Below are 11103 nucleotides of genomic sequence, written 5' to 3' on the forward strand. Positions count from 1 at the left end.
AAGGCGCAACTGGCTGTTCGCGGGTTCGCGCGCAGGCGGCGAGCGAGCCGCCGCCATCTACACCGTCATCCAGACCTGCAAGGCCAACGGCGTCGACCCGCAGGCCTATATCGCCGATGTCATCGCCAGGGTCGCCGGCGACTGGCCCGCCACCCGCTGGGACGAGCTGATGCCGTGGAACTGGGTGCCCCAGACAGATCAGCCAACAGCCCAAGCCGCATAAACTGCGGTCCTCACGCCACGCTTACCGAAGGTTTGAAGCTGCTCGTATAGATCCATCCATGCATCGCCTTCGGCTCATGCTCCTACCCTTTGCACTCATGCTGTGTGCCGGTGCGTCGCCTCAGGCTGCATCCAGTTGCGCGGTGCTCTACGCGAATGATCAACCACCTGCTGTGGTTGATCATAAGAAAGGTAGAAGTACCCGACTGCTGTGCTTCCGCTCCTTTTCGGTCCTTCATTCAGGAGTGACGCGCTCGCCTCTCTATGCCGCCGAAGCGATCACCCGAGACGCTGCGCGGGCGGCGATGGCCTTCGACTATCGTGACAACCGGTTTCATCCGGAGGCGCGTTTACCGCGCGACGAACGGGCTGAACTCGCCGACTATGTCGGCGGCGGGTTCGACCGCGGTCACATGGCTCCGTCCGGGGACATGACCACGCCTGAGAACGACTTCGAGACTTTCAGCCTCGCCAACATGGTCCCGCAGGACGGAGCGCTGAACCGAAGCGGCTGGGCGTCGCTGGAGCAATATGTGCGATCACTCGCGATAACGCTCGGCAGCGTCTTCGTGGTGACCGGTCCGAGCTACGAGACCCGCAAGCTCCGCAGCCTCCGAGGACGGGTGCTCGTTCCCAGGCACGTGTGGAAGGCCGTCTACGTTCCCGGACAGGGCGCGGGCGCCTGGATCGCGACGAATGAGGCACGATCGCGTTGGCGGGTTCTCTCTGTGGCGGCATTGACGGCGCGCACGGGCGTGGACCCTTTCCCTGCCTTGTCCGCCGAGGAGAAGCGCCGCGTGCCAAGATTTCCGCTCTTCGGCGAACCCGAGGATGATCGATCAGGGAGGCAGTAATGATAGAGCCCTTCGCAGACGACGAAACCGCGATGACCATAGCCAGCATGTCAGTAGAGAACGGGAAAACTGCGGTCGTTCTCTCCGGGAATCTCACGATATCCCGGGACCGGGAGGGTCTTGAAGCTGCCAGGAGGTTGAAGGAGTTCGCGGACGCTCTGCTCGCAGCGCTTCAGACGGAAGCTCTACCCGATCGCATCGAGAGAAACGGCGGAGACCCCAGAACGATCGACAATCCCTTCGCGTAGAGCTTGTCGTTGAGACATCTGATTGACCTTCCCATGTCGTTGTCGCCGTTCTAGCCTTCGCTCACAGCGTCGGAGCTCGATGGCGGCCGAGCTGGGGGGGAGGTAAGGGATGGCATCTGCCGTGGGGGCGGTGAGCAGCGATAACCAGTGGTGCCAATCCGCCCGTTCCCAGCTCGGAACGAGACGGAGGAACTTGGCAGGGGGAGTTCTGCACGTTGACGATGCCGGCAGGTTCTTCCTGGCCGACGAGGCGATGCAGGCTCGCCTTGACGCAGACGAACTCGAGAATGGCGACACCGCGTTCCTGGCACGGACCGGTCACCTGCGTCGACCGGGTCTGCAGACGCACGCCGCGACGTTCGCCGCTGCCCGCAGACGCTGCACGGCGAGTCCGTTGGACTACCTCATCCTCGTTCCGACGCTGCGCTGCAATCTCGCTTGTTCCTACTGTCAGGTGTCGAGGGCGGATGTCGGCTCGCGGCGGCACGACTGGTCAGAGGAGACGCTCGACGCCGTGCTGGCCATCGTTCGCGGCCTGGACGCGCGTGCTGTCAAGATCGAGTTCCAGGGCGGCGAGCCCACCCTTCGACCGGACCTGATCCGCAGGGTGATGGAAGCGGTTCCTGCTGGCATCGACGCCACCTTCGTCGTCTGCACGAACCTTCAGGAGGTCGGATCGGATGTGCTGTCCGTCTTCGACCGGGAGGACGTCCAGATCAGCACGTCGCTCGACGGTGCGGCTGCCACGCATGGACGCCAGCGCACGGGCGGGGTCAACCGCACCGACCTCTTTTTCCGAAACCTGGACTTCCTGCTCGATCGCTACGGACCGGGGAAGATCTCCGCACTGCCAACCGTAGATCCCGCTTCGCCTCCCCCCGCCTCCGAGCTGATCGAGGCATTCTCGTCGCGTGGTCTCCACTCGATCTATCTCAGGCCGATCAACTATCAGGGGTTCGCCCGAAAGCGGCATCCCCACGCGCGCGACCTGAACGCGGACTGGCGCAGCTACCACGAGGAGTTCGTGCGCACGCTGATCGCCCGGAACTGGGCCAATCGCACCGTAGTGCTCGAGGAGAGCTATTTCAGCCTGCTGCTGCGGAGGATTTTCCGGCCGGGACAGGATCGTCATGTTGATCTGCGCAACCCCAACCCGGTCGGTCGCGACTACGTCGTGATCGACCACGACGGGCAGGTCTATCCGACCGACGAGGCGCGCATGCTGACCCGGTCGGGCGTGATCGACCTTGCCATTGGAGACGTGGAGCGCGGTTGGGACACGCCAGAGCGCGCGGCGCTGGACGCCACCTCCACGAACGACGGCGATCCACACTGTGAGCCTGCGCCTACAAGCCCTTCTGCGGCCGGGACCTCGTCGACGACATCGCGCGCTATGGCAGGGTCGACCTGCCGCGGCCGGAAACCGAGTTCTGCCGCCGGCACCTGCACCTGTTCGATCTCGCGTTCGATCTGATCCACTCGCAGGACGAGGCCGTGCTCTACTCTTTGCGACGTTGGCTAGGTCTCGCGGGTGACGACGTTCGGTTGGGAGTGCGGCAATGATTCCGCTCGCGCTCGCCGCCACAAGCGACGCCCAGGCGCCGTTCGTCACGCGCTTGGCCGGAGCGGAACGCAGAAGCCTCGAAGAAAGCCTGTGCATCGCTTCGACGTCTGAAGACAGCCTTTGGAGTGGACCGCACGGGCTGTTGAGGATTGAGCATCCGCGCGAGGCGGTATCCGGCGACATCGTGCTGGTCCGTCCCGCCGAGGGGCGGCTCGACCGGCTTCTTCGATCAGGATCGCGGCACAACTCGCTGCTGGTCACCGAGCAGTGCGACCAACTGTGCGTGATGTGCTCGCAGCCGCCGAAGAAGACGCACGACGTCCGCTTCGACCTTCTGCGAGACGCGTGCCTGCTGGCCGACGCGGGCATGACCATCGGCATAACGGGCGGGGAGCCGACGCTGCATCGCGAGAGGCTGCTCGGCATGATCGAGGAAGTGCTCGTGGCCCGGCCGGACCTATCCTTCCACGTGCTCACCAACGCCCAGCACTTCCGGCGGGAGGACGTTTTCCGCCTAAAGCGTCCGGAGTACGCGAAGGTGGTCTGGGGCATCCCGCTCTACTCGGCCGATGCCCTTACACACGACCTCGTCGTCGGCAAAGTCGGCGCCTACGAGCGGCTGATCGACGGTTTCGCCCACCTGATGCTGGCTGGAGCGCGGATCGAGCTCCGGACGGTGCTGACGCGCGCGACGGTCGATGGCATCGTCGATTTGGCTGACATGGTGGTGCGTGACCTAGCCCATGTCGAGCAGTGGTCACTCATGGGTTTGGAGAACATCGGCTTCGCTCGAAACCGGTGGAGCGAACTGCATGTGGATCTTCGCGACGACTTTGCGCCCATCGGGCACGCGATCGACGTGGCAACGCTCCGCGGCGTACGGGCTAGGCTCTTCAACGTCCCGCTGTGCCACGTGCCGGAACCGTTCCGTCACGCGGCAGTAGCTTCCATTTCCGACTGGAAGCAGCGGTTCGGTGAGGCCTGCTCCACCTGCCGGGCGAAATCCGCCTGCTCGGGCTTTTTCGAATGGCATCCTCCACTCCTCCTCGAAGCGGTGACGCCCCTATGAAGAAGCGCAGGTTCATGATCTCCAGCCTCCTGATGGCGGGCATCGCGCCGCTGCCGCCCCTGCATGCGCAGGACCTCAGTGTGGCGCCGCCCGGCGGCGGACCAGATCCGGACGACGGGCAGTGGGTGCAGCGGTTCGCTCAGGATCACGGCTTTCTCCTGGCGCAGCATCGCTCGCACTCCAGTCACGCCTCGCACAGCAGTCATCGGTCCGGCTCGAGCGGGACCTACCGGGCGCCCGTCTACACGCCGAGAGCGCCTAGCCGACCTCGCACCACGCCCCCGTCGTCGTCCACGCGTTCCGAGTCTCGCAACACCCGGAGCACCCCGGACTCGTCGGTCCTGCCGTCGTCGCCGGCCATCACCGACAACCCTTTCTCCGCATATACTCCGCCCAGCACTGCGACGATCCAGTCGGTCGTCCGGCGCGTGCAGATCGGGTTGCAGGCGCAGGGGTACTATCACGGCGCTCTCGACGGCGTTGTTGGCAAGGAGACCAGGGCGGCGCTGGTTAGATTTCAAACCGATAAGAGCCTGCCCGTGACCGGTACGATCACCCCGGAGGTGCTGGATGCGCTTCGCATACCTGCGCAATAGGTTTGTCACGCACGCGGCCGCTTTGATCGCGGGAGCGGTCATCGCGTGGTTGGCGCTGCCGGTATGGCGAGAAGCGGTGATGCGCTGGAACCAGAGGGATTATGGCCTTCTAGTAGAGCAGTGCGACGGTGCGATGCGCGACCACTACCAGGCTAAGATGCGGGCCGCGGACGAGCCTTCGAGGGACACGGGGCTCGCGCTGCAGGCCGGTGAAGTGGGGCTGATCGTCTGCCAGGACTACGACCTCTACCAGAAGCGGCTGGTCCAGTGGGGGCTGAGGGAGGACGAGCTAGCGCAAATGCGGCTGAAGGCGATCGAAGCGCGGGCGGGCGATCTGGATGAGGTGGTGGGGACCCATGAGATACGCTTCTAACCTGGCGCTCGCCGTTAGTTCCGCCCTGTTCGCAGTCGCCGCCCTGGTCGCCTGCGGTCGGAACGACGGGGGCGACGGATCAGCGGGAGCGGCCTTTACCGATCCGCCGGCAACCGACGCGATGCGGCTCGGAGCGCTTCGGAAGGCGGCGCTCGCCAACGGCTTCGTGAGGTCGGGCGAACTGGCGGTTCCGGTGGTCTCTGCCCGCCACGATGTCGGTCGCCTCATCTTCGCCTCGCCGATCATGAGTCTGAACGGGCGCATCAGCTGCCAAGACTGCCATCTGGACCAGTTCGGCTCAGCGGACGGTCTGCCAAACGCGATCGGCGTCGGTGGTGAGGGCGCGGGCGCCGCGCGCCTGCACAGCGGCGGGCGCATCCTGCCCCGCAACGTGCTCCCATTTTGGGGTCGCGGAAGCCGCGGCTTCGACACGTTCTTCTGGGACGGCCGCGTGCAGCTGGTCGATGGTCACGTCGTGAGCCAGTTCGGCGTTCATGCGCCTTCGACCGATCCGATGATTGTGGCCGCCCATCTTCCATCGGTCGAGGTGCGCGAGATGGTCACCGACACGCCCCAGATCCGCGAGGGACTCATGTCCGAGGACGTGGGTGCGGCGGCCTCGATCCAATCGACGCTCGCCAGCCGCTTCGCCGCCGATCCGGCGATCGGTCCGAAGCTGGCCGCTGCCTACGGCCTGCCGCGCGACCGCGTGTCCTTCCGCGAGGTCACGGATGCGCTCGCCTCGTTCATCCGCTTCAACTTCCGTATAAGGCCGACCAGATTCGAGCGCTTTGTCCACGACGGCGGCCCCCTGTCGCGCCGTGAGATGGCGGGAGGCGTGCTGTTCTACGGGCGCGGCCGCTGCGCGGCCTGTCACGGAGGTCCCTACTTCAGTGACATGAAATTCCACTCGGTGGCGTTCCCACAGGCGGGCTTCGGCAAGAACGGCTTCGGCGTCGACGAGGGTCGCTACAACACCACGCTGAATCCAAAGGACCGCTTCCTTTTCAGGACGCCACCCCTCTACAATGTGGCCAAAACCGCGCCCTACTCGCACTCGGGTTCGGTCGTGCGGCTGGAGGACGCGATCGTCGCGCACTTCGATCCACTGCGCCTCGTCGACACCCGCGAGATGACGGTGCGCGAGCGGTCGGACCTCTACGCAAGGCTGGGTACCGCCTCCCGCGAGACGCTGCCGTCGGCACTCACGGACGAGGAGGTTCGCCAGCTCGCCGCGTTCCTCCGGACGCTCAGCTTCTAGGAGGCGGGATCCGCGCCTTCCGCTTCGGACGGTGCGGTCACCTCGCGATCCATTCCGTTCGCTTGTGGTTCGTCCGCCTGCGGCGCCTCGCCGCCGTCATTCGTGATCGTTTCAAAGCCGTCCATCGGCTTGGCCGACTCGGCGCTCGACACGGTCGGAGCCGTGGTCGGACCCAGGGCTTGGATGGCGGCGTTGACGCGCACCATACGAGCATCAACGTCCGTGTCGCCGGAACCGAACGACTGCCGATACCGATCGACCGCGGACTGTTCGGAGAACCAGAACGCCTCCGCCTGATCGCCCGCTTGGTCAAGCAGGCGCCCCGCGATGCGGTCGAAGGCGAAGCATCGGTCGCGAACGCCGTCCGAGGACCTGGAGGCGAGCGCAGCATAGCAGTTCTCGCTGTATAGCCTGGCGCCGGAGGATCCGAGCGCCTCGACGGATCGCTGGGCGTCGCCGGCAGCGGTTCCGACGACCGTCTGCAGGCTGGGTTCGGCAGGCGGCGTCTTCTCGGCAGGCGGTGGCGACGCGGCCGCCGGCAGCGCAGCCGCCGTTTGCTGCGGAGCGGCGGTAGACGGAGCCTCCTTCGCGTCGGGACGCAACGCGCGCACGAGCAGGAAGACGGCGACGAGCGCGATGGCGACGCCGACCTTGCCGGGGGGACGTGTCACGGGACCGGCGTTCGAGCCCGCGGCCATCAGTCGTCCCTCGTTTGCTCAAGGCTTGGCAGGTGCGTTCGCACAATCAGCGGAGCAGTTTGCGAAGGATCGACCAGAACGAGAATGTAGTCTGATTGTAGACCCGGTTGTACGCCGCCCGCTTCGGGTCGGTCAGCCAGCCGTATCCGCGCGGTGCCTTGAGCCCGAGCGCGTTTCGGACCATCCTTTTGGTCGACGTTCTTGCGGCGATGCTCTTCCGCAGGCTCGGTTTCCGCATTCCGTATTTCATCGGCTGAGGCTATTCCTCCATGCGGCCGAGGACAAGCGTCCCGTCCACAGTGGGGGAATGACATGGCCGACTTGGAGCAAATGCCGTTCGGCGGAGCCGAGTTCGCGGAGAATCCGGAGCCGAGGTGCCCCTGCCTGCTGCTGCTCGACACTTCGAGTTCAATGGGTGGTCGGCCAATCGACGAATTGAACGCCGGCCTCACCGCATTCCGGGACGAGCTGAACGCGGACGCGCTCGCCGCCAAGAGGGTCGAGGTGGGGATCGTAACCTTCGGGCCGGTTCAGGTCGCCACCGAGTTCACCTCCGCCTCGAACTTCTATCCTCCACATCTCGAGGCCAGCGGCGTCACCCCGATGGGAGAGGCGATACGGCGCGGCATTGAACTGCTGCGTGCCCGCAAGGACGAATACCGCGCCAACGGCGTGGCCTACTATCGTCCATGGATCTTTCTGATGACCGATGGTGCGCCGACCGACGTCTGGTCGGGCGCGGCGGACCTCGTCCGCCAGGGGGAGGAGCGCAAGGAGTTCATGTTCTACGCCGCAGGCGTCGAGGGTGCCGACATGGCGACCTTGGGGCAGATCGCCGTGCGAGCTCCGCTGAAGCTGAAGGGCTTGGCGTTCCGCGAGCTGTTCGCCTGGTTGTCCAGCTCGCTCGGTTCGGTCTCGCGATCCAATCCGGGGGAACCGGTTCCGCTCGCCAATCCCGCCGCTCCGAGCGGCTGGGCGGTGGCCGACTGAAGAGCGCATGTGGACCTGGGTCGCGGCATCCGTCCGCGGAACGTCGCACGAGAGGACCGGGACGCGCAGACAGGATGCGTTCCGCTGCTCGCAGGCCGACAACGGTCGAACGCTTGTCGCCGTTGCGTGCGATGGCGCAGGCAGTGCGAGCCGTGGCGGCGAGGGAGCCTCGCTCGTCACCCGGCGTTTGTCACTCGCGGCGCAAGCTCATCTCCGGACTTCGCTCGATCTCCCGTCTGACGAGCTCGTCCGAGATTGGATCGACTCCGTCCGAGACCTGATCGCCGCCGCGGCGGAGCGTCGCGGGCTGCGTCCGCGGGACTTCGCGACCACCCTGATCATGGTCATCGCGAGGGCGGGCCAGACCCTGACGGTCCATGTCGGCGACGGCGCTGCGGTCGGACGGCTGACCGACGATGGACGCTGGGTGTCGCTGAGCTGGCCGGAGAACGGGGAGTTCGCATCTACGACTTTCTTCGTCACGGATGATGTCGGGGTCCGGCTGCGCATTGAGCGGACCGATCGCGATCTCGACCGGATAGCGGTGATGACGGATGGGATCGAACGCCTGGCGCTCGATCTCGCCGGCGGCGTACCGCACGGCCCCTTCTTCCAGGGAATCAGCGAGCCCGTGGCAACGAGCCTAATCGCGGGACGCGATGGTCCGCTGTCCCGCAAGCTGGCGCAGTATCTCTCTTCGGACGCGATCAACACCCGCACGGATGACGACAAGACTCTGATCGTCGCGAGCAGGCGCGGCACGTGACAGCACTCTACATCCGCGGGCGTCCCGTGAGGCTCGGCGAACGGGTTGGTAGAGGCGGCGAAGGCGAGGTCTTCGTCCTGGCGGACCGACCGGATCAGGCGGTCAAGCTCTACAGCAGCCCCGACGACCGCAGGCGCGAGAAGATCGAGGCGATGGTCGCGGCGGGGCTGTCCGCCCGCTCCGACCTGGTCGCCTTCCCGCTTGCCGTGGTCCAAGGGCCAGGCGGCGCGTTCGCGGGCTTCGCGATGCGGCTGGTGCGAGGACACAAGCCCCTCTTCGAGCTCTACGCGCCGGGTGCCCGCAAGGTGGCCTTCCCTGATGTGGACTATCGCTTTCTCGTGCGATCGGCGGCCAACGTGGCCGTGGCCGTAGCCAAGGTGCACGAGGCCGGCGCGGTCGTGGGCGACATCAATCACTCGGGCATCCTCGTCTCAGACAAGGCGACGGCGGCGCTCATAGACGCCGACAGCTTCCAGTTTGGCGAGCGTCACCTCTGCCGCGTCGGCGTGCCAGAATACACTCCTCCCGAACTACAGTCGCGGCGGCTGGACGGCATCGTGAGGACGCCGGAGCACGACGCGTTCGGGCTCGCCGTCGTCATCTTCCAGCTCCTCTTCATGGGACGACACCCCTTCGTCGGCCGTTATCGTGGAAGCGGAGACATGCCTATCGAGCGGGCGATCGCGGAGCACCGCTTCGCCTATTCGGCCAAGGGGCGGAGCGACATGTCGCCGCCGCCCGGGGCCGCCCGTCTGCAGGATTTCCCAGACGAAATCCGCGCCATGTTCGAGGCGGCGTTCGGCGGAAACGCGAGCGCCCGACCGCGTGCTCCGCAGTGGGCCGACGCCCTGCGCCGGCTGGAGGGCAGCCTGTCGCGGTGCTCCACGAACGACATCCACTACTTTCCCAGTGCGGCGGGTGGATGCCCGTGGTGCAGGATGGAGCGCGAATCAGGGATCGTGCTGTTCGTCGCGCCTCTCCCAAAGGGGGCGACGCGATCCGATCCGGGCGCCGCCGGCTTTGATCTTGCCGGCGTCTGGAAGAGCATACAGGCGGTCAGGCTCCCCGCGCTCGACGGGCTGTCCCCTCCTGTGACGCAGACCGCACTGCAACCCAGCAGCGAGGTTGCGGCTTTTGCAGGCGCGGTACGAACCCGGCGTCGCTCAGGTCTTGCTGTGCTGCTCGTGGCGGCGGCGCTGCTCGGCTGGTCGGGCGACTTGTGGCTGCTCTGCCTGCCGCTCGCCTGGTGGGGTTACCATCTCACTTGGCAGGGCGGCTCTGATCTGCGGCGCTTCACCGAACGTCACGGCCGAGCGCGATCTGCATACGATGCAGCGATCGTAGACTGGCGCAAGCGCGTCGGCATTGAGGAAGTCATCGCACGGCGCCGGACGCTTGAGAACGCCAAAACTACCTACGACGGTCTGCCCAGCGAGGAGAAGCGACGGCTGGCGGAACTGACGACCAAGCGCAGGGAAAATCAGTTGCGGCGGCACATGGAAAGTTTTCCGCTTAGGCGCGCAAAGATCCGGGGGATCGGTGCCGGCAAGCTCGCGACGCTGGCGTCCTACGGTATCGACACCGCCGCGCAGGTCAGGCGCGACCGGGTGCTGGCGATCCCAGGCTTCGGTCCCGTCAACTCGCAGGAACTGCTCGCGTGGCGCGCATCGGTGGAGAGCCGCTTCGTCTACAATCCGTCACCGACGCAGCAGGATCGCCAAGACGAGGATAGGGTCCGTCGGGAGATCGCGAACGAGGCCAGCAGGCTACGCGGCGAGCTGTCCGCGGGGGCAGCCGACCTGCGTGCGGCCGGAGCGGTCGTAGAGCGGCGCATGGCCGCGTCGGACTCGATGGTCGATCGGGCTTACCACGATCTTGAGCAGGCACGCATCGACTTGGAAGCCCTAGGCGCAGCAGCTCCGATGATCGCGCCGAGTCCTTCCCCGCTTCGTCGGTTGTAGGCGCGGAGGAGCAACGTGAAGGGCGCCTAGTTCTTCGAACCTAGGGGCAGCCGCGCTAACATGCCCCCGGTGCGGTGGTTCCCCAGGTGCGTCGGGCGGCGCGTTCAGGCGCACGCGCCGGCAAACCCTTTCAAGGATGTGCTTTGGTATTCACCCTGCCGGGGCACTCAAGCGCTCTAAATCGACGTTCGGTACCGATCCCGGCAAAATCTGGACAGGCACTCGCGGTCCAGAGCTTAAGCGTGCTGATATGGTGTCAATCGGCGTCCAAAAAGGACCCCCTATCGGCGTCCAAAAGGGACCCCGTTTGTCGAGCGGTGTGACGGGTATGGCGGGCGTGCCGTTCGCGCTGGTTGCGGCGTAGGGCGGGCGTAGCCCGACCGGAGGCGCAACCAGCGCGAAGCATCTTCTGCCGGTGGTCCCGCGCGTCAGCTGCGGTGCTTGAATCGCCAGCTGTCGTTGCCGGTCTCGACGATGTCGCAGTGGTGGGTAATGCGGTCG

Annotated in this window: 14 protein-coding genes; 12 read left to right on the plus strand and 2 right to left on the minus strand. The window is 65.9% G+C overall.

The genetic code is table 11. From position 1 onward, the window contains the following. From COA17_RS17960 to COA17_RS17995, 8 genes are all read left to right on the plus strand, one after another. The coding region (locus tag COA17_RS17960; RefSeq protein ID WP_141397025.1) for a transposase domain-containing protein at positions 1 to 223 on the plus strand (223 nt) is incomplete at its 5' end. Between the two features lie 97 nt (positions 224 to 320). Beyond that, positions 321 to 1076 (plus strand): DNA/RNA non-specific endonuclease, encoded by a 756-nt coding sequence (locus COA17_RS17965; RefSeq protein ID WP_245857939.1) that lies wholly within the window; start codon positions 321 to 323, stop codon positions 1074 to 1076. Further along, positions 1076 to 1324 carry a hypothetical protein gene (locus COA17_RS17970; protein WP_096614226.1) on the plus strand — a complete coding sequence of 83 codons (249 nt, stop codon included), beginning with the start codon at positions 1076 to 1078 and terminating at the stop codon, positions 1322 to 1324. Before COA17_RS17965 ends, COA17_RS17970 begins: the two co-directional genes overlap by 1 nt. A gap of 109 nt (positions 1325 to 1433) precedes the next feature. Further along, positions 1434 to 2798: a radical SAM protein gene (locus tag COA17_RS17975; protein ID WP_245857938.1), complete on the plus strand. Its 1365-nt coding sequence runs from the start codon at positions 1434 to 1436 to the stop codon at positions 2796 to 2798. A gap of 85 nt (positions 2799 to 2883) precedes the next feature. Next, positions 2884 to 3957, plus strand: a complete 1074-nt coding sequence (gene hxsC / locus COA17_RS17980) for a His-Xaa-Ser system radical SAM maturase HxsC (protein ID WP_096614228.1) — start codon at positions 2884 to 2886, stop codon at positions 3955 to 3957. A 14-nt stretch (positions 3958 to 3971) separates the two neighbouring features. Next, positions 3972 to 4553 carry a His-Xaa-Ser repeat protein HxsA gene (gene hxsA, locus COA17_RS17985; protein ID WP_176484956.1) on the plus strand — a complete coding sequence of 194 codons (582 nt, stop codon included), beginning with the start codon at positions 3972 to 3974 and terminating at the stop codon, positions 4551 to 4553. Next, on the plus strand, positions 4528 to 4926 hold the full coding sequence (locus COA17_RS17990; RefSeq protein ID WP_096614230.1) for a TIGR03982 family His-Xaa-Ser system protein: 399 nt from the start codon (positions 4528 to 4530) through the stop codon (positions 4924 to 4926). The genes hxsA and COA17_RS17990 overlap by 26 nt, the downstream gene beginning before the upstream one ends. Continuing rightward, positions 4910 to 6187, plus strand: a complete 1278-nt coding sequence (locus COA17_RS17995; RefSeq protein ID WP_217991026.1) for a His-Xaa-Ser system-associated MauG-like protein — start codon at positions 4910 to 4912, stop codon at positions 6185 to 6187. Before COA17_RS17990 ends, COA17_RS17995 begins: the two co-directional genes overlap by 17 nt. Here COA17_RS17995 and COA17_RS18000 read toward each other — a convergent pair. Then, positions 6184 to 6885: a hypothetical protein gene (locus COA17_RS18000; RefSeq protein ID WP_096614232.1), complete on the minus strand. Its 702-nt coding sequence runs from the start codon at positions 6883 to 6885 to the stop codon at positions 6184 to 6186. The two genes, COA17_RS17995 and COA17_RS18000, sit on opposite strands and share 4 nt — an antisense overlap. A gap of 107 nt (positions 6886 to 6992) precedes the next feature. On the opposite strand from COA17_RS18000, the gene COA17_RS19515 reads away from it, so the two are divergent. From COA17_RS19515 to COA17_RS18020, 4 genes are read left to right on the plus strand one after another with little or no spacing between them, the layout of a single operon-like run. Continuing rightward, a complete protein-coding gene (locus COA17_RS19515; RefSeq protein WP_176484957.1) occupies positions 6993 to 7142 on the plus strand; it encodes a hypothetical protein in 150 nt (49 codons plus the stop codon). Between the two features lie 55 nt (positions 7143 to 7197). Further along, positions 7198 to 7875 carry a vWA domain-containing protein gene (locus COA17_RS18010; protein WP_096614236.1) on the plus strand — a complete coding sequence of 226 codons (678 nt, stop codon included), beginning with the start codon at positions 7198 to 7200 and terminating at the stop codon, positions 7873 to 7875. A gap of 7 nt (positions 7876 to 7882) precedes the next feature. Beyond that, positions 7883 to 8641: a PP2C family serine/threonine-protein phosphatase gene (locus tag COA17_RS18015; protein WP_096614238.1), complete on the plus strand. Its 759-nt coding sequence runs from the start codon at positions 7883 to 7885 to the stop codon at positions 8639 to 8641. Beyond that, the gene (locus COA17_RS18020; RefSeq protein WP_096614241.1) at positions 8638 to 10602 is read left to right on the plus strand and encodes a hypothetical protein; all 1965 of its coding nucleotides are present in this window, start codon (positions 8638 to 8640) and stop codon (positions 10600 to 10602) included. Before COA17_RS18015 ends, COA17_RS18020 begins: the two co-directional genes overlap by 4 nt. Before the next feature lie 428 nt (positions 10603 to 11030). Here the strand turns inward: COA17_RS18020 and COA17_RS20210 are convergent. Beyond that, positions 11031 to 11103 (minus strand): ATP-binding protein (locus tag COA17_RS20210; protein ID WP_217991017.1); only part of this gene is annotated, 73 nt, incomplete at its 5' end.

Origin of the sequence: Sphingomonas ginsenosidimutans (genome assembly GCF_002374835.1) — a bacterium.
Lineage (GTDB): Bacteria > Pseudomonadota > Alphaproteobacteria > Sphingomonadales > Sphingomonadaceae > Sphingomonas > Sphingomonas ginsenosidimutans.

Coding starts and splice junctions, on each gene's coding strand:
- COA17_RS17990 (WP_096614230.1), top strand. CDS start 4,528: ATGCGCTTCGCATACCTGCGCAATAGGTTTGTCACGCACGCGGCCGCT.
- COA17_RS17995 (WP_217991026.1), top strand. CDS start 4,910: ATGAGATACGCTTCTAACCTGGCGCTCGCCGTTAGTTCCGCCCTGTTC.
- hxsC (WP_096614228.1), top strand. CDS start 2,884: ATGATTCCGCTCGCGCTCGCCGCCACAAGCGACGCCCAGGCGCCGTTC.
- COA17_RS18000 (WP_096614232.1), bottom strand. CDS start 6,885: ATGGCCGCGGGCTCGAACGCCGGTCCCGTGACACGTCCCCCCGGCAAG.
- COA17_RS17970 (WP_096614226.1), top strand. CDS start 1,076: ATGATAGAGCCCTTCGCAGACGACGAAACCGCGATGACCATAGCCAGC.
- COA17_RS18015 (WP_096614238.1), top strand. CDS start 7,883: ATGTGGACCTGGGTCGCGGCATCCGTCCGCGGAACGTCGCACGAGAGG.
- COA17_RS17975 (WP_245857938.1), top strand. CDS start 1,434: ATGGCATCTGCCGTGGGGGCGGTGAGCAGCGATAACCAGTGGTGCCAA.
- COA17_RS17965 (WP_245857939.1), top strand. CDS start 321: ATGCTGTGTGCCGGTGCGTCGCCTCAGGCTGCATCCAGTTGCGCGGTG.
- COA17_RS18010 (WP_096614236.1), top strand. CDS start 7,198: ATGGCCGACTTGGAGCAAATGCCGTTCGGCGGAGCCGAGTTCGCGGAG.
- hxsA (WP_176484956.1), top strand. CDS start 3,972: ATGATCTCCAGCCTCCTGATGGCGGGCATCGCGCCGCTGCCGCCCCTG.